Here is a 22738-nt window from a genome sequence, read left to right as displayed (position 1 = left end):
TGACCCCGCGTCAATCATGGTGCCGTGTCCATTGGCGCGGATCTGCCAGATCACGCAGAGCATCGGCCAGCAACGTCGCCCCCAGCGCGGCGATCGTGATCAACGCGCCGGGCCAGATCGCGCGACCCGGATAGGCGCCAAGATGCGGTGTGCCTTCGTATAGCAGCCGCCCCCAACTGGGCAGGTCGGGCGGAAAGCCGAGGCCGAGAAAGCTGAGCGCGCTCTCCATCAGGATCGCCGAGGCGATTCCCAGCGCTACCGACACGCCGAGGGGGGCGGCGATGGCGGGCAGGATGTGGCGCCAGATCATCGGCCCGGTCCGTGTGCCGGTGCTGCGCGCCGCGCGGATGAAATCGCGCTGCATCAGGCTGCGCACTTCGCCGCGCAGGATGCGCGCCGCGCTCATCCAACTGGTCGCGCCGATGGCGATGGTGATGAGTGCGAATATGCCCGCCTCAGGTCCGAACCGCGCAGCGAGCGGCGCACGAAACAGCGTGGTAGCAATCAGCAGCAGCGGCAAAAGCGGTAGCGCAAGGAATAGATCGGTCAGCCGCATCAGAGGTCCGTCCAGCCGCCGCGACATGCCCGCAATGATTCCGATGCCAGCCCCGAGGCTGAGCGCTAGCAGCATCGCCGCCAGCCCAACGGCCAGCGATAGCCGCCCGCCCGCCATCAGCCGCGCCAGCGTGTCGCGACCCAGCTGATCAGTGCCGAGAGGGTGCGCCCAACTGGTAGTTTGATTGCGCGCGGCAAGGTCCATCTGGCCGGGGCTGATGGACCAGACGAGCGGTCCGATCAGAACGAATGCCGCGATCCCTGCCAAAATGGCGATGCCAAAGAGGGGCAGGCGCCGCCTATTCATCACGCAGCCTTGGGTCGAGCCATGGCAGCGCCAGATCTGCGGCAAGGTTCGCCAGCACGATCAGCGCTGCGATGAGAACCGTGATCGTCTGCACCACAGGCAGATCGCCGGCCCTCAGCGACGTGATCAGCAGCTGGCCGATGCCGTTCACGCCGAATATGGCCTCGGTGATGATCGCCCCGGCAAAGATCTGCGGCGCCCCCAGCGCGATGACTGCCGTGACGGGGATCATCGAATTGCTGAGGGCGTGGACCCAAATAACCGTTCGTTCGGGCAGACCCTTGGCGCGGGCAGCGCGGATATAGTCCTGTCCCAGCGTGTCCAGCATCGCGGCGCGCATATAGCGGGTGATCTGGGCCGTGGTTTGCAGGCTGAGCACCGCGATGGGCAACGCCATCTGACGCAGCTGCGCGATCATGCTATCCCAGCCGGTGACGCGCAGTGTCGTGTCGTAGATGGTCGGAAACCACCCGAGGCGGATCGCAAAGACATAGATTAGCACCGCAGCGGTAAAAAAGGGCGGCAGCGCATAGCCCATAGCGGCCAGCCCGGTGCCCGCCCGGTCGATGCCGCCGCCACGTCGCTGCGCCGAGGACATACCCAGAAGGATGGCGGCGAGGATGCCGATTACATAGGCCGATCCCATCACGATCATTGTTTGCGGCAGGCGCTGTGCGATCAGCGCCATCACCGGCCCGCGTGTTTGCCAACTGAGGATGCGCGTGGCGTCCTCATCGACCAGCCCCAGCGCAACTCCCGGCTCGACCACCGTCATCTGCCATAGCCACTTGGCGTAGCGCACCGGCGCAGACTGGCCAAGGCCGAGCGCCTCGCGCATGTCGGCGCGCACGTCCGCTGGAATGCTGGCGGGCAGCTGCGCCATCGGGTCACCCGGCGCCAGCTCAAGCAGGGCGAATATCACGACCGAGATCACTAGCAATGTGGGGATCGCCATTAGCAAGCGGCGAAGGGCGTGGGATCGCATCAAATCGGAGCGCCTTGAGTAGGGGTCGGACAGACGCAGCATAGGGAAGCCACGACAGGAGGCAATGCGCGCTCTGCCACGCTTATTCAGGGATGCGATACCACTCGGCGATATTCCACAGCTCGCTGTCCCAGGCGTTGATGCGCACGCCACCCAGCGAATTGGCATGGGCCGACACGCGCCCGCGATCGACCAGCGGCACGACGACATATTGTTGCACCAGCATGTCGTTGAGCGTGCGTGCCAGAGCGGCGCGTTCGGCGTTGCCCGATGTGCCCGAAAGCTCGTTCAGCAACGCGTCATAGGCCGGATCGCACCATGCGCCGACATTGCGACCCTGCCAGCTATTTACCGCGCGTGGCACATCGTTGCAGGCCCAGCCTGACAGATACGCCTCGGGATCCGGCCCGTCCGACGCGCTGGCATACATCTGCATGTCGGCGTTGAATTTCGCTAGTGTGTCGGGGCTATCGGGATCGCTGCTAAAGAACACCGAGGCGTCGATCGCACGCAATTCCGTCAGCGCTCCGATCTGGCGCCACCATTCCTTGGCCAGAATCTGAAAGTCCTGGCGCACCGCGTTGGTCGAGGTTTGAAAGACAAATTCCAGCCGTTTGCCGTCGCGCTCACGCACGCCGTCGCCGTTGGTGTCGATCCAACCCGCCCCGTCCAGAAGGGCGCGCGCGCCTTCGATGTCCTGCGTCTCGCAACCCTCGTTGGCGTCCGACGCATAGGCAGGTGGGCCGGGCAGGATGTTGCAGGTGGCGCGTCCGGTAGGACCATATCCGATCTGGGCCATCGTGGCCCGATCCAGCGCCATGGTCAGGGCGTGGCGCACGTCGATATTGGCCAGCGCGGGATGCGGAATCGGTGCCAGTTTGCGCAGGGTGCCCGGATTTGGCGCAGGCTCACGCAGGTTAAAGGCCATCCGCTCAACCAGCGTGGAAAACGCCGTGACGATGTGCCCCTTGCCGCGCTCAACCATCGCACCCAGCACCTCGGGGCTGAGTTGCAAGTTCCAAGCGTAGTCGAACTCACCCGTTTCCAGAACCGCCCGCCCGGCCGAGATTGCATCGCCGCCGCCCTTGATCAGCACCTCTGAAAAAGCGGGGAGGCCCGACGTGCGATACGCTTCGTTCGCGACAAAGAGTGCGGCGTCGCCAGGGCGAAACTCGGTCGCCGTGAACGGTCCGGTGCCGATGGGCGCGAAATTCGCGTCCGTGCAGCCCGCCGCTTGCGCCCCCATGCATTCGGCGAATTGCGCCGCCTGCAAAAGTGGTGTCTGGGGGCCGACAAAGGCCCCATAGGGGAACGGTCTCGGACGCGAGAACCGCAGCACGGCGGTCAGCGGATCTGGTGTGTCGATACGCTCAACATCGCGAAACTTGGCCGCTTGGGCACAGCCTGCCCCGGGCGCAGTGCAATATCGAAAGGTAAAGTCGATATCTGCCGAGGTGACCGCGCTGCCGTCGGACCACGTCAATCCGGGAAGCAGCCGCCATCTGATGCTGCGCAGGTCGGCGGCCACGCCGCCATTGGCCAAGCTTGGTATCTCGCGTACCAGCCACGGGATCATCTCGCCTTCGGGCGACAGACGCGCCAGCGGCTCCAGCACCAGCGATGCGGCCTCGATATCCTTGACCCCACCCGAGAGGTAGGGGTTCAACGTCGTTGGTGCCTGCCAATAGAGAACACGCAGCGTCTTGTCGCTGCCGCGGCTTTGCGGTTCGCTAGAGTGGTTGGTCGCCGTCGCCGGGAGTGGGCTGAAAATGCCCATTGTTATCAGTGATATGATGTAGGCCAACGTAGCCGTGGCTCTGGTGGTCATGAAGGCTCCTCTGAACGCCGGGAGGGCGTGGATGGATGCGCTTGTCTCTGGCGTGTGACACTTAATGATACACGGTTTATGGGAGGGCATGTAGACGATACTTGCTGGTCTTGATGATAACTGGTGGCAGTCTCATTCAATTTCGTCGAACTTTCTAGAGTGATTCGCGACAATACAGGGGGGGCTGGCGCTGCCATCGTTTGCGTCAGGGGTCTTTGCCGAGGAGAGTTTCGATCCTGCCACTTTTGGACATTCACGATCTGTCGCTGCGCCATGCCGGCGCAGTGCGCAGCGCGGTGGACGGGGTATCGTTTAGCCTGATGCCGGGCGAGGCGCTTAACGTTGTCGGCCCGTCTGGCGCAGGCAAATCGGCGCTTGCTGCTGCACTGATGGGGCTGGAACCGGGCGCGCAGGTCTCGGGCCGCGCGCTTTGGTCCCGGCGGGATCAATCAGGGGCGGACGGCGCGGCGCGCGATTTGCTGGTACTGGCTCCAGCGGACATGCGCGCGCTGCGTGGGCGCGAGATCGCCATGATCTATCAGGACCCGGCGGCGGCGCTAAACCCGGTGCTCAGCACAGGACGGCAAGTAGGCGAGTCGATGCGCGCGCATCTCGGACTGGACGCGCGCACAGCGCGGGCGCGCAGCATCGCCTTGCTAAAGCGTGTCGGGATGCCGGACCCCGAGGGCTGCCTGACGGCCTATCCCCACCAGCTATCTGGGGGGCTGCGCCAGCGGGTGACGATCGCGGCGGCGCTGTCCTGCGGGCCGCGCCTGTTGATCGCGGACGAGCCGACGACGGCGCTGGATGCGCCGCTGCGCGCGGGAATCCTCGATCTGCTAAATGACTTGCGGCGCGAGACCGGGCTGGCGCTGCTGATGATCACGCATGACATGCGCGCAGTGCGGCGCATCGGCGGGCGGGTCGCGGTGATGGACGCGGGCCGCATCGTCGAAGATGGGCCGGTCGAGGATGTGCTGCATGCGCCGCGCCATGCCACAACCCGCGCGCTGATCGACGCCGCGCGGCCGGTGCCACCTCCGCAGGTGGGCGGCGTCGAACAGCGCGCACCACTCTTGCAGATGGAGCGCGTAAGCGTCCGCTACGGGCGCGCAACGCTCGCCGTGCGATCCATCGATCTGTCCGTCGCGCCCGGCGAGACGCTGGCGCTGGTCGGTGCATCGGGCTGTGGCAAATCCACACTCGCCCGCGCCGCGATGGGGCTGGAACGGGTGGCAGAAGGCAATGTGCGCCTTGGTAGTGAGGATATCGCACAGATGTCGGCGCGCGCGCTGCACCGCGCTCGTGCACGTATCCAGATGGTGTTTCAGGACCCGGTGACCGCGCTTGATCCGCGTCGCCGACTTGGTCGTCAGGTTGCGGACCCTCTGCGCAATTATGGCCACCCGGCGGGTGTGGCGCGCATTGCCGCGCTGTTCGCGCAGGTGGGTCTGGCGCCTGATCTGATGGAGCGATTTGCGCATGAGGTATCCGGTGGGCAGCGCCAGCGCGCCGCAATCGCCCGCGCGCTGGCGCTGGACCCGGATATCCTGGTGGTGGACGAAGGGCTGTCGGCGCTCGACTCCGTGCAGGCGGCGGGCATCCTCAGGCTGCTGAGGGCCGAGCAGGACCGGCGCGGCCTTGCCATGCTGTTCATCACGCATGATTTGCATGCCGCTCGCGCCGTGGCGCACCGTATCGCAGTGATGGATTCCGGCCGTATCGTCGAAACTGGAGGCGCTGCGCAAATCCTGACCACGCCCGCCCATCCACGCACCCGCGCGCTGATCGCGGCCAGCGAACTGGACGGCACGCCCGGCGCTGCGATGGCGCTGCAATAGTCCTTTACGCCGCCTGCCGTGAGGTTCATCCTTGGGCGCAACCCCATGCCCAAGGCTCCGCCCGCCAAAGGAGAGATGCCATGCCTATCAAGAACCGCTTTGCTGAAACCCATGCCGACATCACGGCATGGCGGCGCGATATCCACGCTCATCCCGAACTGATGTTCGACACCCACCGCACCAGCGCACTTGTTGCGGAAAAGCTGCGTGACTTTGGTTGCGACGAGGTGGTTACCGGCATGGGGCGCACCGGGGTTGTCGGCGTTATCAAGGGACGCGCGAGCGCATCGGGCAAGGTCGTTGGCCTGCGCGCCGATATGGATGCGCTGCCTATCCACGAGGCGACCGGGGCCGACCATGCCAGCACCGTGCCGGGCGCGATGCACGCCTGTGGCCATGACGGGCACACCGCCATGCTGCTGGGCGCGGCGCAATATCTGGCCGAAACGCGCAATTTCGACGGCACCGCCATCGTCATCTTCCAGCCCGCCGAAGAGGGCGGAGGTGGCGCCGCCGTCATGTGCAAGGACGGCCTGATGGAGCGGTTTGGCATTCAGGAGGTTTATGGCATGCACAATTGGCCGGGCGTGGCTGCGGGCAGCTTTGCGATCCGACCCGGCGCATTCTTTGCCTCGACGGACGAGTTTGAGATCATCCTGACTGGGCGCGGCGGCCATGCGGCCAAGCCACATGAGGGCGTCGATCCCATCGTCATGTCGGCGCAGCTGATCACGATGTTTCAGACGATCTCTAGCCGCAACGCTGACCCGACCGAGCAGTTGGTGGTGTCGGTCACGTCGATCGAATCGTCCTCAAAGGCGCTGAACGTGATCCCGGGCTCGGTCCACCTGAAGGGTACGGTGCGCACGCTGAACAACGCCATGCGCGATCTGGCCGAGGCGCGGTTGCGCGGCATCTGCACGCATCTGGGCGCGGCGATGGGCGGCGAGGCGGAGTTGCGCTATCAGCGCAACTACCCGGTAATGGTGAACCACCCCGATCAGACTGATTTTGCCGCCGATGTCGCGCGCGGCGTTTCTGGCGATTGCGCAGACGCGCCACTGGTGATGGGCGGCGAGGATTTCGCCTACATGCTTGAGGAACGTCCGGGCGCCTACATCCTGCTGGGCAATGGCGACAGCGCCCCAGTCCACAACGCTGAATACGATTTCGATGATGCGATCATCCCTATGGGATGCAGTTGGTGGGCCGAAATCATCGAACAGCGGATGCCGGTCTAGGCACCGCGCCAAAGCGCCTCATAGACAGCGCCGATTCCGTCGGCCTCGGCCTCGACGCTAAAGCGCGTCTGGGCGACCTTGCGCGCAGCATCGGCCATCGCCGTGTGACGCGCGGGATCGCTCAGGAGTGTGTCAAGCGCGCGCGCCGCCTCATCCGCATCGGCGACGATCCGGCCCGTGGCGCCGCCTTCGCTGAAATCGCGGTAATATCCGGCATCCGTGGCGACGAACGGCACACCACTGGCCATCCCCTCCAGCGGAGCCATGCCGTATCCTTCGTAGCGAGGCGTCTGAACTACCGCCGACAGGCTGCGGATCAATGCAGGCAGGGCCTGAGGCGCGATCTCACCGGGAAAGAGGATGCGATCTTGCAGGTCTGCACCGGCAATCCGGTTCTTCAATCCTTGTAAAAACGCAAGATCGCCACGCCCTGCGCGCCCGAGGATCAGCGCGGTTGTGCCCGGCTGATCTGGCAGCAGGCGCAGCATGGCATCAACGAAGCGGTCGGTGCCCTTCTCAGGCCGGATGCGCCCAATCGTGGCGATGCCGCGCGCGCCCGGATAGCCGGTGGCGGTCCAAGCGGCGGCGCGATTCGTTGCGGGCTGATAGACGCTGCAATCCACGCCATGCGGGACCACAGCGCGCACATGCGGCACGAATTCGGCAGCCTTTTGCGTGGTAGCGATCACCGCATCCATGCGCGAGATCAGCCAGCGGGGCAGCGCGGAATGGCGGCGCTGAGCGGCAGACGTGAACACGATTCGGATCGGCAGGCGCAGCACGTCCCGCGCCCAGAGCGCCGCGCGCATTTCGGTGTTGCGCCGCACATGCCAGATGACGAAATCCCGCCCAGCCGGCGCGCGGCGCGACATGCGGCGGGCCTCGGCCACGCTGACCGGCGCGGGGCAACCGGGCAGGGCGCGGCCAGCCAGTGCCAGATCGTAGCGCAAGGTTTGCGCGCGTAGCACACCGGCCGCCGTGGCGGACACGCCAGTAAAGTTGCGATTGAAATTGGTGACGACAAGCTCGGTCAACGCGGTCACTTTCAGATGGCGTGCGCCCGTCCTACCCCAGCTTTAGCGCTGCGCAAAGGTCTGTTGCCAGATCGGCCAGCCGATCGTCCTGCGCTGCGGCAAACCGCGCGGCATTGGCCTGCATGGCATCCAGATCGTCGGGTTCCTCAATCAGCGCTAGCAGCGCCGTCCCCAAAGCGTCCGCACCCGGCACCTGCCGTGCGGCACCTGCAGCATCCATCTGGGCGTAGGCCTGCGCGAAATTAGCATAGAGCGGCCCGTGCAACACAGCCGCGCCGCTATGGGCCGGCTCGTAAGGGTTGTGCCCACCCACGGGCACGAACGAGCCCCCAAGGCAAACAATCGGCGCAAGGCGATACCACAGCCCCATCTCGCCCAGCGTGTCGGCTAGATAGATCTGATCCGGCCCGATATCCTCGCCGACGCTGCGCCGGGTGTGGCTGAGGCCGCTTTGCGCGATCATCCGTGCAATGGTGTCCGCGCGCTCGGGGTGGCGGGGGATAAGGATCAGCAGCGTTTTCGGATGCTTGGCCAAGAGGGCGCGATGCGCTGTCAGCGCTACCTCGTCCTCGCCCGGATGGGTCGAGGCCATGGCCCAAACCGGACGCGCGCCGATTTGCGCGTTCAACGCGTCCAAGGCGGCTGCATCATGCGGCAGCGGCCCGGCCATCGCCTTGAGATTGGCGCCCATTGCCGCCTGCTCGCACCCAAGTGTGCGCAGATGATCTGCGGTGCGCGTATCCTGACAATGCACCGTTTTAAAATGGCCCAGAAGGTAGCGCGCCGTGCTGGCGATCCGCGCCCAACCGCGAGCGCTGCGATCCGAGATGCGCGCATTCAGCAAGGCCAGCGGGATATCCCGCGCCGCTGCGCCGCGCAGCATGTTCGGCCACAGCTCGCTCTCGACGAAAATACCGGCATCGGGACGCCAGTGATCCAGAAACCGCGCCACCGCAGCGGGGCTGTCGAGCGGGGAGAACTGGTGGCGGCAGCGCGACGGCATCCGCGCCGCGACGATTTGCGCCGAGGTGGCCGTGCCGGAAGTAATGAGGAAATTCAGACCCGGATGCGCCTCGCCCAGATGCTGGATCAGGCGCAGGATCGACAGGCTTTCGCCCACGCTGGCGGCGTGGAACCAGACCAGCGGGCCGTCTGGACGCGGCAGCGTTGCGCGGCCCATACGCTCGCCCATGCGCTCTGATGTCACGCCCTGCGCCGCCAGCTTGCGTCGCACGCGCCGCATGGCCAGCGGTGCCAGCGCCCTTGAGGCCAGCGCATAGGCGCGCACCAAGGGCGTTGGTCGGCCGGGCTGGTGGGGCATGCCCCTAGCCGCCCGTGTGGCTCATGTGGCGGGGCATTTTTCCGTCCACGCTCTGGCGGGAATAATCGAAATCATGGCCCTTTGGCTTGCGCGCGATGGCGGCGCGAATAGCTTCTTCCAGTGGGGCAATATCCTGAGGATGATTGCGCAGCGGCGGGCGCAGATCGGCCATATCCTCTTGGCCGAGGCACATATAAAGTTCTCCGGTGCAGGTCAGGCGCACGCGATTACAGCTTTCGCAGAAATTATGCGTGAGCGGCGTGATAAAGCCGATCTTCTGGCCCGTCTCCTCCAATCTCACATAGCGCGCGGGGCCGCCTGTGCGCTCGGGGAGGTCGGTGACGGTATAGCGCTCGGCCAAACGTGCGCGCAGGTCTTTGAGCGGCCAGTATTGCCCCAAGCGATCCTCGTTGCCGATATCGCCCATCGGCATCACCTCAATCCAGGTCAGGTCCATGTCGCGGCTGGCGCACCATTCCGTCAGGCTGAACAACTCACTCTCGTTGAATCCCTTCAGCGCCACGGCATTGATCTTGACCCTCAGGCCCGCGTTCTGCGCCGCGTCGATACCACGTAGCACCTGAGGCAAGCGGCCCCAGCGGGTGATATCCGCGAATTTCTGCTCGTCGGCGGTGTCCAGCGACACGTTCACGCGCCGCACGCCAGCGGCGTAAAGGTCATCGGCGAACCGCTCTAATTGCGATCCGTTGGTCGTCAGGGTCAGTTCGGCCAGTGCGCCGCTGTCCAGATGGCGGCTCATCGAGGCGAAAAACGACATGATTCCGCGCCGCACCAAAGGCTCTCCGCCGGTGATGCGCAGCTTGCGCACGCCCATGCCGATAAAGGTGGAGCACATACGGTCCAGCTCTTCCAGCGTCAGAAGCTCCTTTTTGGGTAGGAACGTCATGTTTTCAGACATGCAATAAACGCAGCGAAAATCGCAGCGGTCGGTGACCGAGACGCGCAGATAGTCAATAGCGCGCTGGAAGGGATCTATAAGGGGCATATTCATACCCAAAAGGTAAGGCCCACAGCGCGGCGGGGCAAGGGGCATATGACGCGGGCGGGGCTTTGCCGCATCCCGCAGCAAGGGATTGATCGGCGCGACCGCGCACCATAGGCTGACGGCATGAAACACATCATTCTCTTTGCAGCGGCGACGCTGCTCACAGGCTGCGCCGGAGCGGCTGATTGGCTCAAACCGCGCGGCGCGCCCGCGTCGTCGACGCCCCCGGTGGAGGCCGCGCAGCCCGCCTCTGCCACTGCGCCAAAAGTGCCGCCCAATGCGCGCACGGTCGAGCAATTCGATACGACCAGCGCAGAGGACAAGGCGAAAGCAGCGCAGCCGGCTGCAGGCGGCGCGGATTTGGGCGTTACCATTGCCAGCCTTGGCGCACCCGGTGAGCCGGGGTTCTGGCTGAAAACACCGCTGGTCAGTGCGCCGGGGCCGGGTCGCGTAGTCTATCCCGCGAACGGTAAGTCGGTAAAGGTGGACCTCATACCTTTGGGCGGCGATGCGGGCGCGGGCAGCCGCATGTCGCTGGCCGCCCTGCGCGTGATCGAGGCGCCCCTGACGGGGCTGCCCGAAGTGCAGGTTTTCTCGCTAAAATAGCGCTTATTCGACAGTAACCGACTTGGCCAGATTGCGCGGCTGATCCACATCCGTGCCCTTGGCGACGGCAGTGTGATAGGCGAGGAATTGCACCGGCAACGCATAGAGGATCGGCGCGAGATCGTCGTCGATATCGGGCATGACGATGGTCTGCCATACGCCGTCCGACGCCGCCTCGGCGCCCGCGTGATCGGTGATCAGAATCACCTTACCGCCGCGAGCCATCACCTCTTGCATGTTCGACACCGTCTTGTCGAAGAGGGCATCGCGCGGGGCCATTACCACCACCGGCATCTTTTCGTCGACCAGCGCGATCGGGCCATGTTTCAGCTCGCCGGCCGCATAAGCTTCGGCGTGTATATAGCTGATTTCCTTTAGTTTAAGAGCGCCTTCCAAAGCCATCGGAAACATCCGCCCGCGCCCCAGAAACAGCACGTCGCGCGCTTTTGCGAGGCGCAGCGATACCGCACGCACGGCCTCTTCGACACCCATCGCCTGATTGAGCGTTGCGGGCAGGCCGCGCAGCGCGGCAAGTTTGACCTTGAGCCCTTCGTCGCTGAGACGTCCGCGTGCATGGGCTGCCTTGAGCGCCAATAGCAGCAGCACGGTCAACTGGCAGGTGAATGCCTTGGTCGATGCCACGCCGATCTCGGCGCCCGCGTAAATGGGCATATTCAGATCGCTTTCGCGTGCGATCGAACTTTCGGGCACGTTGGTCACGGAGAGGATCGTCTGCGCCTTGCCCGCGCAGTAGCGCAGCGCGGCCAACGTGTCTGCCGTTTCGCCTGACTGGCTGACGAAAAGTGCGGCCGTCCCTTCGGTGATTGGCGGCTCGCGGTAGCGGAACTCGGAGGCGAAATCGACCTCGACCGGTATGCCAGCCAATTGCTCAAACCAGTATTTGGCGGTCAGGCAAGCGTAATAAGCGGTGCCGCACGACGCCATCGTGATCCTTCTTATGGATTTAAAATCAATACCTTCTCCGGGAAGGTTGATGTCGCTGGCATCGGGTGCGATGTATGCGGCCAGCGTTTCACTGACGACTGTGGGCTGCTCGGCGATTTCCTTGGACATGAAATGTTTGTGCCCGGCCTTGTCGATGCGCGCCGCGTCTATGCGGATTGTGCGCGCCTCGCGCTGGACGGCCTGACCTGCTGCGTCCGTAATCTTGATCGAGCTGCGCGTCAGAACCGCGCAATCGCCCTCTTCCAGATAGGTGACGCGGTCTGTCATCGGTGCCAGCGCGATCGCGTCCGAGCCGATATAGACCTCGCCCTCGCCATGGCCAATGGCCAGTGGGCTGCCCTTGCGTGCCGCGATCATCAAATCCGGCTCGCCGTCAAAGAGGAATGCGAGGGCATATGCCCCCTCCAGCCGCGCGACCGTGCAGCGCGCCGCCTCTTCCGGTGTCGCGCCCTCGTCTAGATAATGCTGCGCAAGCAGGGCGACGGTTTCGGTGTCGGTTTCGGTCTGGTAGGCGATACCGACCTTGGCCAGATAGGCGCGCAGTTCGCGGTAGTTTTCGATGATGCCGTTATGCACGACGGCAACGCGGCCCGCGCGATGCGGGTGCGTGTTGGTCAGAGTCGGTGCGCCATGCGTGGCCCAGCGGGTATGGCCGATGCCCGACTTGCCTGCCAGCGGTTCGTGCACCAGCAAATCGCTGAGGTTCACCAGCTTGCCGATGGCGCGGCGGCGGTCCAGCACGCCATCGTTGATCGTCGCGATTCCGGCGCTGTCATAGCCGCGATATTCCAAACGCTTTAGCGCTTCGACCAGCGTCGGAGCGACTTCGTGCTGGCCGAGCATCCCTACAATACCGCACATTATACTGCCCCTTTTTCGCGTTTATCTCTGGTTTGCTTTAACATTTCGAACAATTTGCGTGCGAGGCCTGGCCTATTCACCTGCCGCGAACGCGCAAGTGCCAACGCCCCCTCAGGCACATCCTGCGTGATGACCGAGCCTGACGCCGTCATCGCGTGATCGCCGATGCTGACCGGCGCTACCAGCATCGTGCTGGATCCGATGAAGGCGTGCGCGCCGATCTCTGTGTGATGCTTCATCACACCGTCATAGTTGCACGTGACCGTCCCCGCACCGACATTACTAGCTGCGCCCAGATGCGCGTCGCCTATGTAGCTGAGGTGGTTCACTTTGGCGCCGGTATCCAGCACAGCGTTCTTCAACTCAACGAAATTGCCGACGCGCACATCTTCGGCCAATTCGGTGCCGGGGCGCAGGCGGGCGTAAGGGCCCACAATGGCGCCGCGCGCGACATGGCATCCCTCAAGGTGGCTGAAAGCGCGTATATGCGCGCCACTTTCCACCGTGACGCCGGGGCCAAAGACGATGTTCTGTTCGAGCAGCGCATCGCGTCCGATGACGGTGTCGAATGAGAAATAGACGCTATCGGGGGCATAAAAGGTTACGCCGTCCTCGAACGCCTCGGCGCGGGCGCGGGCCTGAAACAGCATCTCGGCGGCGGCGAGTTCCTCACGCGAATTGACGCCCAGCGTCTCGGCCTCATCGCAGGCGATGGCGGTAGCGGTGAGGCCCCGTTCGCGGGCGATGCTGATGATGTCGGTTAGGTAATACTCGCCAGAGGCATTGTCGTTGCCGACCGCGTCGATCAGGTCGAAAAGAACATGGCTATCCGCCGCAATAACTCCAGAATTACAGAATGTTATGGCGCGCTCTTGATCTGACGCGTCCTTGAATTCGACGATTCGTTCCAGCGCGGAACCGTTCATTACCAGACGCCCATAGCGGCCCGGATCGGCGGCCTCGAATCCCAGCACGACCATGTCATGGTCGCGCCGCGCGTCAATCATCCGCTCTAGCGTTTCGGCCTGAATAAAGGGTGTGTCGCCATAGAGGATCAGCGCGTTGCCCTCATGGCCCGCTAATGCGCTGCGTGCTTGCGCGACAGCATGGGCAGTGCCCAGTTGCTGCTCCTGCCGGGCGGTTTGGATATCGGGGTCATGGTCTATTGCCGCCGCCTCGACCGCCTCAGCGCCGTGGCCGGTGATGACCACGATGCGCTGCGGCTCCAGCGCGGCGCCGGCGCGCAGGGCGTGGATCAGCATCGGCGCGCCCGCTATGGGGTGCAGAACCTTAGGCATTTCCGATTTCATGCGCGTGCCCTTACCGGCGGCAAGGACGATGAGGGCAGTGCTCATTGACAAGATTCCCTTTGTATCCGGAGCCTGCCCGTTTTATCTGGCTCAGGCGCAGGTGCAAGGCAGCGGGTGATCAAACTAGATTTCCGAATGTAACAGGGCGGGCGAAAAAGCGCCGCTGGGCACCGTCTGTAGTATAATAGTGGGAGTACCGCGATGCGCAGCGTTATCTTTGATCTGGATGGAACGCTGGCCGATACCAGCGGCGATCTGGTGGCCGCTGCCAATGTCTGCTTTCGCGATATGGGTGCAGGCGATCAATTGACCGTCGCAGATGCAGGCACCGCACTTTGCGGGGCGCGCGCGATGCTGTTGCTGGGACTCGAGAGGATGGGCCGCGCGCCTGACCCGGTGCTGCTGGATCGGTATTACCCTATGTTGCTGAATGCTTATGAGGATCAGATCGATACGCATACGGTGTTTTACCCCGGTGCGCTGAAGGCGGTTGCGGCACTTTACGATGCGGATTTCAAAGTCGCGATCTGCACAAATAAGCCGGAGTACCTAGCGCGCAAACTGTTGCAGAACATGGGGGCGTTGGATCTGTTCGGCGCTTTGATCGGCGCTGACACATTGGCTGTGCGCAAACCCGACCCCGAGCCGCTGCGCGAGGCTGCGCGCCGCGCTGGCGGCGATCCGGCGCGCTGTCTGCTGGTAGGTGACACGATCACGGATCACACGACCGCGCGCGCGGCTGGCGTGCCGTCGGTGCTGGTGACCTTTGGCCCCAATGGGTCGGACATGCGCGCACTCGCCCCTGATGCACTGCTGGAGGATTTCGCAGACCTGCCCGCCATTGCCGCGCGGCTGCTGCCATGAGCGGCGCGGGGCAGGAACGCTTCACCGGCAGCTTTACCCAGCAAGAGCCGATTCCCGAGGACGCCATTGAGGCGGCTGTCGCGGTCATGCGTTCGGGGCGGCTGCACCGATATAACACCGAAGATGGTGAGGTGGCCGCGCTGGAGCGTGAGTTTGCGTCCTACACCGGGGCCAAATACGCGCTGGCAGTGGCCTCGGGGGGCTATGCGATGGGCGCGGCCTTGCGCGCGGTTGGCATAGGGCCGGGCGACAAGGTGTTGACCAACGCATTCACCCTCGCGCCGGTGCCGGGGGCGATTGCGGGCGTTGGTGCCGTGCCGGTATTCGTCGGGGTGAGCGAGCATCTGACCATTGATCTGGACGACCTGGCCGCCAAGGCTGGCGAGGCGAAAGTGCTGATGCTTAGCCATATGCGTGGGCATCTGGCGGACATGGATCGGCTGATGCAGATTTGTAACGAAGCAGGCGTGATAGTTATCGAGGATTGCGCGCATACGATGGGCGCGGCGTGGCGCGGGCGCATGTCGGGGCGCGATGGGCTGATTGGCTGCTATTCGGTGCAGACCTACAAACATATGAATGCGGGCGAGGGTGGTCTGCTGATTACCGATGACGACGATGTGGCCGCGCGGGCGATCCTGCTGTCGGGGTCATACATGCTCTATTCCCGCCATGGCACCCAGCCGCCCGAAGAGGCATTTGAGCGGGCGAAATACGTCACGCCCAACGTGTCGGGGCGCATGGATAACCTGCGCGCCGCGATCCTACGGCCCCAGTTGCGGCGGTTGGAGGCACAATGCGCGGCCTGGACCGCGCGATACCGCGCCGTCGAGGATGGCTTGCACGGCACGCCCGGCCTGACAGTAGTCGAGCGGCCCGAGGAAGAGCGCTTTGTCGGCTCATCAATCCAGTTCCTGTTGCTGGACTGGTCGGACGAAGCTGTGGGCGAGGTGCTGTCCCGTTGCGCCGCGCGGGGCGTCCACCTGAAATGGTTCGGCGGGGCCGAGCCAGAGGGGTTCACCAGCCGCTATGATAGCTGGCACTACGCCCCCAGCGCGCGCATGCCGACCAGCGACAGGGTGCTGCGCGGGATTGTAGACATGCGCCTGCCTCTGACCTTTACCCTAGACGATTGCGCGCTGATCGCGCGTATAATTCGCGCCGAGGTGGGTGCGGTCTGGCAGGGGCATGGGCAGGATTGAACCCTACTGTGCAGCGTCCCCGATTGGCACCGTTGATATCGCCACCTTGGCCGAACCTTGGGTCAGCTCGCGCGCGTGCGCGACGTAGATCAGCGTGCGGTTGGCCTCGTCATAAATACGCTTGACCCTCAACGATTTCAGGATAATCGAGCGGCTGGCGCGAAACACGTCCTCGCCATCCTTTGAACGGTCGATATCACCCAGCTTGATCGGGCCAGTCTGTTGACATTCGATGGCGCTGTTCGACGGATCTTCGAACCAGTTACCATTGGCCAGCCTGTCGATCAGGCCACGCCGGAAATAGGCAAGGTGGCATGTGACGCCGGTGACCTCAGGGTCGGCGATTGCCTCGATCACGATGTCATTGCCAGCCCAGTCGACGCCAATCTCGCCGACCTCTTCGGCAATGGCTTGCGGCGCCTGAAATGTGAAAGGGGCCGCTAGCAGAGCGGCCCCGATGATGTGCGCGATGCGGCCCATCAAAAGGTGACCTTGCCATGATCGCCGAGATCCGCCGTGCCGTCCGTCACAGTGGATTTCGCCATCTCGTAGAACGCCTTGGCGCTGCTCTCATGTGCCCAGATTTCCGCCGACTTGGGGCTAAAGCGGACCAGCCGCACGGCAGGATCGGCCTTGCCTTCTTCGAACCATGCGGCGTCCATGGGCGACCACACCTGATCCAGCTTGGCGCGGTCGGTCTCAATGCTGAGCTTGCCGTCGAGAACTGCATATAGCTTGGCTTCGCCGCTGGCGATCTGGTAGCGCGCATCCTTGCCTGCTGCGGCATCCTCGCCGATATCGGTATGATCGGCGGTCAGGAACCACAGCGCGTTGTCTTCTTTGATCGCGTGATGCGCCATCGGGCGTGGAGCGGTGCCCTTGGCAGAGAGCATCCCGACATTGACGTCGGTGATACGGTCCCAGAAGGTGGATTTCAGGTTGTTCTCGCTCATGTCGATGCCTTTCGGTTCATGCGGTGTCTGGGCCTAAACGATGCGCGGCCCCGCACGGTTCCCCACTGTGGGGTATGAAGGCAGCGTATGAGGAACAAACGGAGGAATCATGCCGCGTTGGATGTTCTTTGCACCACTGATCGGCCTTGTCGCCGCAAGTGCCGTCATCGGGCTGTCGCTGGGCCGCAAAGCCGCGACCACGACCGAGGCGGAAGTGATCGAGCGGATCGCGGCAATGTACGTGACCGAGGCGGGGCGGGGCGCGGCGATCACCGACTGCACCGCGCGCCCGGCCACCTCTGATGTGCTTTGGCTGGTGGTGACTTGCACGCCGCCGGGGGCGGGGCCGCGCGCGTTTGAATATTTCATTGACCGTTTCGGCGGGCTAGAGCACCGAAGCGCGCCATGATTGTGCGGCTCCCACACAATTAACTTCGGGCGATAGAAATTTTCATTAGGCAAAATGCCGGGAAGGTTCCCAAATTTCGTCTGCGTCCGGTATGGCGAGCCCGATTGGCATGTGAATTTGCCGACCGCTGCGCTAGATCAGGGCTCAGGTGGGCCGGATTGGCTGCACTACCTTGGAGGATACCGATGATCACGCTCTATCATGTGCCGCAAAGCCGGTCGATGCGCGTGCTGTGGCTGCTGAACGAGCTGGATGTAGAATTCCGGCTGGTGGAAAAGCCGTTCGACGGATCGTTGCGCACTGAGGAATTTCTGATCCGATCCCCCGCAGGCCGCGTGCCTGCGCTGGAGATCGACGGCGAGCGCATGTTCGAGAGCGGCGCCATGGTGGAATACCTTTGCGAGCGGTTTCCAGAACGCGGCATCGGGCAACTGCCGGGTGCCATGGACCGCATGGCATGGCTGGTCTGGGTGCATTTTGCCGAAACGGTCAGCCAGCACGTCGCCGCCCTGACGCTACAGCATGTCGTGTTGGGCGCGGATGGCAGCGACCCCACCAAGCGGATCGAGGTGGCGCAGCTATTGAATTGCTACGCCGCGATCGAGGCGCGGCTGAGCACGCCGGTTGAGAACCGCGACTATTTGCTGACGGGGGGCTATTCGGCCGCTGATATCTGCGTGGGGCAAGCGGTCTATATGGCGCGCCACTTTGCCCCACTGGACGGCTTTCCCGAGGTGGCCGCATGGTTCGAGCGCATCACCGAGCGGCAGAGCTATCGGGACGCGCTGCCGCGCGAGGGCAGCAGCCGCATGTACGACCGTGATTTCTACCCGCCACCTGCTGGCTGACACCGGGTCGCAGGGGCAGAGCAGGGCGCGGCGGTCCGACGCACCTCTGGCGGTTTGACTGCCCGCGCCGCGCGGCCTAAATTCGGGATTGAGCCGTTGACCCTCATCGGGGGCGAGAGTAAACCGGACGCTAGTCAAACATGCCACTTGATCGCCCGCGCGCTGCGCCATGGCAGAAAAGGAGCCGCTCTTGGACGTGATGTTGAGGGAATACCTTCCCATCCTGATCTTTCTGGTCGTTGCAATCGGTCTTGGGGCCGTGCTGATCCTTGCCTCCCTCATTCTGGCCGGGCGTAACCCCGATCCGGAAAAGGTCAGCGCATATGAGTGTGGATTCAACGCCTTCGACGATGCGCGGATGAAGTTCGACGTGCGGTTCTACCTGGTGGCGATCCTTTTTATCATCTTCGATCTAGAGATCGCGATGTTGTTTCCGTGGGCTGTCGCGTTTCAGGACATCAGCATGGTGGCCTTCTGGTCAATGATGGTCTTTCTGGGCGTGCTGACCATCGGGTTCGCCTATGAGTGGAAAAAGGGAGCTCTGGAATGGGAGTGAGCACCGCCGCCAATCACGCGGGTGCCGACCGTGACGTCGCCACGCAGGATCTGAATGCTGAGTTGCAGGACAAGGGTTTCCTGCTGACCGCGTCCGAGGACATCATCAACTGGGCGCGCACAGGCAGCTTGCATTGGATGACCTTTGGCCTCGCGTGCTGCGCGGTCGAAATGATGCACACCTCTATGCCGCGCTATGACGCCGAGCGGTTCGGTATTGCGCCGCGCGCCAGCCCGCGCCAGTCGGACGTTATGATCGTCGCCGGCACGCTGACCAACAAGATGGCGCCGGCCCTGCGCAAAGTCTATGACCAGATGCCCGAGCCGCGCTACGTTATCTCGATGGGTAGCTGCGCCAATGGCGGCGGCTATTATCACTACAGCTATTCCGTCGTGCGCGGCTGCGACCGCATCGTGCCGGTCGATATCTACGTGCCAGGCTGCCCGCCGACCGCCGAGGCGCTGCTATACGGCATCCTTCAGCTGCAACGCAAAATTCGCCGCACGGGAACGATCGTCCGCTAAAGGCGGGCGATTGATGCAGGCAAGGGGAATGACATGACCGAAGCGCTCAAGGAACTGGGTTCGCATATCGAGACAAAGCGCACGGATTGCGTGCTGGGCTGGACTGTTACCAATGGCGAGTTGACCGTTGATGTGGCTCTCAGCAGCATTGCGGGACTGGTCGAATTTCTGAAAACCGACAGCACCTGCCGCTTTTCCACGCTGGTTGATATTACCGCTGTGGATTACCCCGAGCGGGCCAAGCGGTTCGACATGGTGTATCACTTCCTCAGCATGTATCAGAACCAGCGCATCCGCCTGCGCGTAGCCACGCGTGCCGAGGATATGGTGCCGTCGATCACCGCCATCCACCCCTCGGCCAACTGGTTCGAGCGTGAGGTGTTCGATATGTTCGGCATCCTGTTTTCGGGCCACCCTGATTTGCGCCGCATCCTGACTGATTACGGCTTTCGCGGGCATCCGCTGCGCAAGGATTTCCCGACTACAGGCTATACCGAAGTGCGCTATGACGAAACGCAGAAGCGCGTGGTTTATGAGCCTGTCAGCCTTGTGCAGGAGTACCGCCAGTTCGATTTCATGTCGCCATGGGAGGGGGCTGAATACATCCTGCCGGGTGATGACAAGGCTGGTGAGAAGAAAGAGGGGGCGAAGTGATGGATATTTTCATGATCCAGATGGTCACCTATGTTATTGCCTTCACTGCAATGCTGGCGACGCCCTGCTACTTTCTTTTGGTTCGGGCGTCACTGCCGAAGTATTATCTCGGATTAGCTGTCATCCCGTTTTTGGGTGTTATTCTACTGCTATGGGTAATCGCTATTTTGCCATGGCCTAATTCCGGCACTACGGAGACACGGACATGATGGACGGCGATATCCGCAACAATACCTATGACGACGGATCGCGCGACTACGAGTCGGGCGAGCAGCAGATTCGTAACTTCAACATCAACTTCGGCCCGCAACACCCTGCGGCACATGGCGTTTTGCGCCTTGTGCTGGAACTGGACGGCGAGATTGTCGAGCGGTGCGATCCCCATATCGGCCTGCTGCATCGCGGCACCGAAAAGCTGATGGAATCGCGTACTTATCTGCAAAACCTGCCCTACCTTGACCGCCTCGACTATGTAGCGCCGATGAATCAGGAACATGCCTGGTGCCTCGCGATTGAGCGTCTGTGCGACATCGAAGTGCCGCGCCGCGCCAGCCTGATCCGCGTGCTTTATTGCGAGATTGGCCGCATCCTCAGCCACCTGCTGAACGTGACCACGCAGGCGATGGACGTGGGCGCGCTGACGCCGCCACTCTGGGGCTTTGAAGAGCGTGAAAAACTGATGATTTTTTACGAGCGGGCCTGTGGCGCGCGCCTGCACGCGGCCTATTTTAGGCCCGGCGGCGTGCATCAGGACCTGCCCAGCGATCTGCTGGACGATATTGAGGCTTGGGCCAAACACTTCCCGAACGTCCTGAACGATATTGACGACCTGCTGACCGAAAACCGCGTTTTCAAGCAGCGTAACGCCGATATCGGTGTCATTAGTGAGCAGGAGGCGCTGGACTGGGGCTTTTCTGGTGTGATGGTGCGCGGCAGCGGCATGGCGTGGGATTTGCGCCGGGCGCAACCCTATGAGTGCTATGATGAATTCGAGTTCCAGATTCCCGTTGGCAAAAATGGTGATTGCTTTGACCGCTACCTGGTGCGGATGGAGGAAATGCGCCAGTCGACGCTCATCATCCACCAAGCCATCGAAAAGCTGCGCGCGCCAGAGGGCAAGGGCGATATCATGCACCGCGGCAAGATATCACCGCCCAGTCGCACCGACATGAAGACCTCGATGGAGGCGCTGATCCATCACTTCAAGCTCTATACCGAGGGCTTTCATGTTCCCGCCGGCGAAATTTACGCCGCCGTCGAGGCGCCCAAGGGCGAATTCGGCGTCTATCTGGTCAGCGATGGCACCAACAAGCCTTACCGGGCCAAGCTGCGCGCGCCGGGCTACTTGCATTTGCAGGCGATGGACTATGTCGCCAAGGGCCACCAACTGGCTGATGTCGCCGCGATCATCGGCACGATGGATGTCGTGTTCGGGGAGATTGACAGGTGAACGCTTGCCATTTTATCGTCCGCGCCGCCGCGCTGACCACCTTTAAGTTACGCACGAAAGAGAGCGCCTGATGCTACGTCGCCTCCACCCTGAACAGCCCGACAGCTTCGCCTTCACACCTGCCAATCAGGCGTGGGCCGAGGCGCAGATTACCAAGTTTCCCGAGGGTCGTCAGGCCAGCGCGATCATTCCGCTGATGTGGCGCGCCCACGAGCAAGAAGGCTGGTTGACCCGTCCCGCTATCGAGGGCATTGCCGACATGCTGGGTATGGCCTACATGCGCGCACTGGAAGTGGCGTCATTTTACTTTCAGTTCCAGTTGCAACCTGTTGGAAGTATTGCAAACATTCAAGTCTGCGGCACGACGTCCTGCATGATCTGCGGGGCCGAAGATCTTATGGCTGTTTGCCGTGAAAAGATCGCCGACAAGCCCCACACGGTCAGCGCCGATGGCAAGTTCAGCTGGGAAGAGGTCGAATGTCAGGGCGCCTGCGCGAACGCGCCGATGGCGATGATCGGCAAGGATTATTACGAGGATCTGACCGCTGAACGGCTGGGCGAGATCATCGACGAGCTGGCGGCAGGCAGCGTGCCCACACCCGGCCCGCAGAACGGACGCTTTGCCTCGGAACCGGCGAGCGGTCTGACCAGCCTCAAGGAATTCGACAGCGGTCACAAGAAATACAACGCCTCCGCACAGTTGGCCGCCGATCTGGGCGAGACCGTCAAGCGGATCGACGGCACCGAAGTGCCGCTGTTGTCGCCGTGGCAGGACAAGGGTGCGATGCACCAACCTGCCAAGCCGAACGTCAAAGTGCTGGATGCGCCGTTGGATATCGTCAAGGAGACCGGCCGTATCGCCCCGGCCAAGGCGGCCAAGGGTGATGCGGCAACGTCCAAGGCCAAGCCAAAGATCGACAACACCAACGCTCCCGCTGGCGAGCCCGGTCCGGACAACCCGGCGAGCATCGCCAAGACGTCCAAGGCATCGTCCAAGGCGCCTCAGGTCGAGGGCGATCCGACAGGCGTGCCCCGCACAAGCAAGGCTGGCCAGGACAAGGCTAGTCAGGGCAAGGCTGGTGATGAGGACAAGGCTGTTGCAACCGATGCGGCCGCGTCCGACGAAGGGCGCAAACCGGTCGCACTGGATGCTGCGCGCGATGGCGGGGCCGACAATCTGAAGATGATCAAGGGCGTCGGGCCCAAGCTGGAGAAGCTGCTGAACAGCCTTGGCATCTACCATTTCGACCAAATCGCGGCCTGGACCGGCGATGAGATTGCATGGGTGGACGCGCATCTTGAAGGCTTCAAGGGTCGCGCCACGCGCGATGAGTGGGTCCGGCAAGCGGGCACGCTGGCGTCTGGAAGCGAGACGGACTTTGCCAAACGCGTTAAGAAGGGCGATGTTTACGACTGA

At 63.1% G+C, this 22738-nt stretch carries 23 protein-coding genes; 13 read left to right on the top strand and 10 right to left on the bottom strand.

What is annotated here, in order from left to right; genetic code table 11:
• Positions 1–10: 10 nt before the first annotated feature.
• From U3654_RS11060 to U3654_RS11050, 3 genes are all read right to left on the bottom strand, one after another.
• Positions 11–862, bottom strand: coding sequence for an ABC transporter permease (locus U3654_RS11060; RefSeq protein WP_324751606.1), 852 nt, complete (start codon positions 860–862; stop codon positions 11–13).
• Positions 855–1847 carry an ABC transporter permease gene (locus U3654_RS11055; RefSeq protein WP_324751605.1) on the bottom strand — a complete coding sequence of 331 codons (993 nt, stop codon included), beginning with the start codon at positions 1845–1847 and terminating at the stop codon, positions 855–857. The genes U3654_RS11060 and U3654_RS11055 overlap by 8 nt, the downstream gene beginning before the upstream one ends.
• A gap of 82 nt (positions 1848–1929) precedes the next feature.
• Entirely contained in the window at positions 1930–3675 is a 1746-nt protein-coding gene (locus U3654_RS11050) for a peptide ABC transporter substrate-binding protein (protein WP_324751604.1), read from the bottom strand.
• Positions 3676–3890: 215 nt separating this feature from the next.
• Between U3654_RS11050 and nikE the strand changes: the two genes are divergently transcribed.
• Positions 3891–5516: an ABC transporter ATP-binding protein gene (nikE, locus tag U3654_RS11045; protein WP_324751602.1), complete on the top strand. Its 1626-nt coding sequence runs from the start codon at positions 3891–3893 to the stop codon at positions 5514–5516.
• 80 nt (positions 5517–5596) lie between these two features.
• A complete protein-coding gene (locus tag U3654_RS11040) occupies positions 5597–6757 on the top strand; it encodes a M20 aminoacylase family protein (protein WP_324751601.1) in 1161 nt (386 codons plus the stop codon).
• Here U3654_RS11040 and U3654_RS11035 read toward each other — a convergent pair.
• From U3654_RS11035 to moaA, 3 genes are read right to left on the bottom strand one after another with little or no spacing between them, the layout of a single operon-like run.
• The gene (locus tag U3654_RS11035) at positions 6754–7791 is read right to left on the bottom strand and encodes a glycosyltransferase family 4 protein (protein ID WP_324751600.1); all 1038 of its coding nucleotides are present in this window, start codon (positions 7789–7791) and stop codon (positions 6754–6756) included. The two genes, U3654_RS11040 and U3654_RS11035, sit on opposite strands and share 4 nt — an antisense overlap.
• Positions 7792–7822: 31 nt before the next feature.
• Complete coding sequence (locus U3654_RS11030; protein WP_324751599.1) at positions 7823–9112, bottom strand: 3-deoxy-D-manno-octulosonic acid transferase; 1290 nt, start codon at positions 9110–9112, stop codon at positions 7823–7825.
• A gap of 4 nt (positions 9113–9116) precedes the next feature.
• Complete coding sequence (gene moaA, locus U3654_RS11025; protein WP_324751598.1) at positions 9117–10124, bottom strand: GTP 3',8-cyclase MoaA; 1008 nt, start codon at positions 10122–10124, stop codon at positions 9117–9119.
• Between the two features lie 117 nt (positions 10125–10241).
• Between moaA and U3654_RS11020 the strand changes: the two genes are divergently transcribed.
• Positions 10242–10724, top strand: a complete 483-nt coding sequence (locus tag U3654_RS11020; protein WP_324751597.1) for a hypothetical protein — start codon at positions 10242–10244, stop codon at positions 10722–10724.
• Positions 10725–10727: 3 nt separating this feature from the next.
• Here U3654_RS11020 and glmS read toward each other — a convergent pair whose 3' ends face one another.
• On the bottom strand, positions 10728–12551 hold the full coding sequence (gene glmS / locus U3654_RS11015; RefSeq protein WP_324751596.1) for a glutamine--fructose-6-phosphate transaminase (isomerizing): 1824 nt from the start codon (positions 12549–12551) through the stop codon (positions 10728–10730).
• A complete protein-coding gene (glmU, locus tag U3654_RS11010; protein ID WP_324751595.1) occupies positions 12551–13906 on the bottom strand; it encodes a bifunctional UDP-N-acetylglucosamine diphosphorylase/glucosamine-1-phosphate N-acetyltransferase GlmU in 1356 nt (451 codons plus the stop codon). The genes glmS and glmU overlap by 1 nt, the downstream gene beginning before the upstream one ends.
• Positions 13907–14062: 156 nt before the next feature.
• Between glmU and U3654_RS11005 the strand changes: the two genes are divergently transcribed.
• A complete protein-coding gene (locus U3654_RS11005; protein WP_324751594.1) occupies positions 14063–14725 on the top strand; it encodes an HAD-IA family hydrolase in 663 nt (220 codons plus the stop codon).
• Positions 14722–15927, top strand: coding sequence for a DegT/DnrJ/EryC1/StrS family aminotransferase (locus U3654_RS11000; RefSeq protein ID WP_324751593.1), 1206 nt, complete (start codon positions 14722–14724; stop codon positions 15925–15927). Before U3654_RS11005 ends, U3654_RS11000 begins: the two co-directional genes overlap by 4 nt.
• Positions 15928–15930: 3 nt before the next feature.
• Here the strand turns inward: U3654_RS11000 and U3654_RS10995 are convergent, their stop codons facing one another.
• Together U3654_RS10995 and U3654_RS10990 are read right to left on the bottom strand one after the other, a co-directional pair.
• Positions 15931–16407, bottom strand: coding sequence for a CreA family protein (locus U3654_RS10995; RefSeq protein WP_324751592.1), 477 nt, complete (start codon positions 16405–16407; stop codon positions 15931–15933).
• Positions 16407–16880 (bottom strand): pyridoxamine 5'-phosphate oxidase family protein, encoded by a 474-nt coding sequence (locus U3654_RS10990; protein WP_324751591.1) that lies wholly within the window; start codon positions 16878–16880, stop codon positions 16407–16409. Before U3654_RS10990 ends, U3654_RS10995 begins: the two co-directional genes overlap by 1 nt.
• Positions 16881–16989: 109 nt before the next feature.
• Here U3654_RS10990 and U3654_RS10985 point away from each other — a divergent pair, with 109 nt between their 5' ends.
• The 8 genes from U3654_RS10985 to U3654_RS10950 all read left to right on the top strand — a co-directional run bounded on the left by U3654_RS10985 (position 16990) and on the right by U3654_RS10950 (position 22738).
• Positions 16990–17289, top strand: a complete 300-nt coding sequence (locus tag U3654_RS10985) for a hypothetical protein (RefSeq protein WP_324751590.1) — start codon at positions 16990–16992, stop codon at positions 17287–17289.
• Between the two features lie 185 nt (positions 17290–17474).
• On the top strand, positions 17475–18137 hold the full coding sequence (locus U3654_RS10980; protein ID WP_324751589.1) for a glutathione S-transferase family protein: 663 nt from the start codon (positions 17475–17477) through the stop codon (positions 18135–18137).
• Between the two features lie 190 nt (positions 18138–18327).
• On the top strand, positions 18328–18693 hold the full coding sequence (locus tag U3654_RS10975) for an NADH-quinone oxidoreductase subunit A (RefSeq protein WP_324755270.1): 366 nt from the start codon (positions 18328–18330) through the stop codon (positions 18691–18693).
• Positions 18684–19217: an NADH-quinone oxidoreductase subunit B family protein gene (locus U3654_RS10970; protein ID WP_324751588.1), complete on the top strand. Its 534-nt coding sequence runs from the start codon at positions 18684–18686 to the stop codon at positions 19215–19217. Before U3654_RS10975 ends, U3654_RS10970 begins: the two co-directional genes overlap by 10 nt.
• Before the next feature lie 33 nt (positions 19218–19250).
• On the top strand, positions 19251–19871 hold the full coding sequence (locus U3654_RS10965; protein ID WP_324751587.1) for an NADH-quinone oxidoreductase subunit C: 621 nt from the start codon (positions 19251–19253) through the stop codon (positions 19869–19871).
• The gene (locus U3654_RS10960) at positions 19871–20080 is read left to right on the top strand and encodes a hypothetical protein (RefSeq protein WP_324751586.1); all 210 of its coding nucleotides are present in this window, start codon (positions 19871–19873) and stop codon (positions 20078–20080) included. The genes U3654_RS10965 and U3654_RS10960 overlap by 1 nt, the downstream gene beginning before the upstream one ends.
• On the top strand, positions 20077–21321 hold the full coding sequence (locus U3654_RS10955; protein ID WP_324751585.1) for an NADH-quinone oxidoreductase subunit D: 1245 nt from the start codon (positions 20077–20079) through the stop codon (positions 21319–21321). The genes U3654_RS10960 and U3654_RS10955 overlap by 4 nt, the downstream gene beginning before the upstream one ends.
• A gap of 70 nt (positions 21322–21391) precedes the next feature.
• A complete protein-coding gene (locus U3654_RS10950) occupies positions 21392–22738 on the top strand; it encodes an NADH-quinone oxidoreductase subunit E (protein ID WP_324751584.1) in 1347 nt (448 codons plus the stop codon).

Source organism: Roseovarius sp. Pro17, from assembly GCF_035599575.1.
In the GTDB taxonomy this organism is placed as follows: domain Bacteria; phylum Pseudomonadota; class Alphaproteobacteria; order Rhodobacterales; family Rhodobacteraceae; genus Roseovarius.
The sequence above is the reverse complement of the archived record's forward strand: the minus strand, read 5'-3'. Positions and strand labels throughout refer to the sequence as shown.

What these genes read in the sequence shown, in the direction of transcription:
- U3654_RS11055 (WP_324751605.1), bottom strand. Translation starts at nt 1,847, where the DNA reads ATGCGATCCCACGCCCTTCGCCGCTTGCTAATGGCGATCCCCACATTG.
- moaA (WP_324751598.1), bottom strand. Translation starts at nt 10,124, where the DNA reads ATGAATATGCCCCTTATAGATCCCTTCCAGCGCGCTATTGACTATCTG.
- glmS (WP_324751596.1), bottom strand. Translation starts at nt 12,551, where the DNA reads ATGTGCGGTATTGTAGGGATGCTCGGCCAGCACGAAGTCGCTCCGACG.
- U3654_RS11020 (WP_324751597.1), top strand. Translation starts at nt 10,242, where the DNA reads ATGAAACACATCATTCTCTTTGCAGCGGCGACGCTGCTCACAGGCTGC.
- U3654_RS10990 (WP_324751591.1), bottom strand. Translation starts at nt 16,880, where the DNA reads ATGAGCGAGAACAACCTGAAATCCACCTTCTGGGACCGTATCACCGAC.
- U3654_RS11030 (WP_324751599.1), bottom strand. Translation starts at nt 9,112, where the DNA reads ATGCCCCACCAGCCCGGCCGACCAACGCCCTTGGTGCGCGCCTATGCG.
- U3654_RS10955 (WP_324751585.1), top strand. Translation starts at nt 20,077, where the DNA reads ATGATGGACGGCGATATCCGCAACAATACCTATGACGACGGATCGCGC.
- glmU (WP_324751595.1), bottom strand. Translation starts at nt 13,906, where the DNA reads ATGAGCACTGCCCTCATCGTCCTTGCCGCCGGTAAGGGCACGCGCATG.
- U3654_RS10985 (WP_324751590.1), top strand. Translation starts at nt 16,990, where the DNA reads ATGCCGCGTTGGATGTTCTTTGCACCACTGATCGGCCTTGTCGCCGCA.
- U3654_RS10965 (WP_324751587.1), top strand. Translation starts at nt 19,251, where the DNA reads ATGACCGAAGCGCTCAAGGAACTGGGTTCGCATATCGAGACAAAGCGC.
- U3654_RS11060 (WP_324751606.1), bottom strand. Translation starts at nt 862, where the DNA reads ATGAATAGGCGGCGCCTGCCCCTCTTTGGCATCGCCATTTTGGCAGGG.
- U3654_RS10960 (WP_324751586.1), top strand. Translation starts at nt 19,871, where the DNA reads ATGGATATTTTCATGATCCAGATGGTCACCTATGTTATTGCCTTCACT.
- U3654_RS11005 (WP_324751594.1), top strand. Translation starts at nt 14,063, where the DNA reads ATGCGCAGCGTTATCTTTGATCTGGATGGAACGCTGGCCGATACCAGC.
- U3654_RS11050 (WP_324751604.1), bottom strand. Translation starts at nt 3,675, where the DNA reads ATGACCACCAGAGCCACGGCTACGTTGGCCTACATCATATCACTGATA.
- U3654_RS10980 (WP_324751589.1), top strand. Translation starts at nt 17,475, where the DNA reads ATGATCACGCTCTATCATGTGCCGCAAAGCCGGTCGATGCGCGTGCTG.
- U3654_RS10995 (WP_324751592.1), bottom strand. Translation starts at nt 16,407, where the DNA reads ATGGGCCGCATCGCGCACATCATCGGGGCCGCTCTGCTAGCGGCCCCT.
- U3654_RS10970 (WP_324751588.1), top strand. Translation starts at nt 18,684, where the DNA reads ATGGGAGTGAGCACCGCCGCCAATCACGCGGGTGCCGACCGTGACGTC.
- U3654_RS10950 (WP_324751584.1), top strand. Translation starts at nt 21,392, where the DNA reads ATGCTACGTCGCCTCCACCCTGAACAGCCCGACAGCTTCGCCTTCACA.
- U3654_RS11040 (WP_324751601.1), top strand. Translation starts at nt 5,597, where the DNA reads ATGCCTATCAAGAACCGCTTTGCTGAAACCCATGCCGACATCACGGCA.
- U3654_RS11000 (WP_324751593.1), top strand. Translation starts at nt 14,722, where the DNA reads ATGAGCGGCGCGGGGCAGGAACGCTTCACCGGCAGCTTTACCCAGCAA.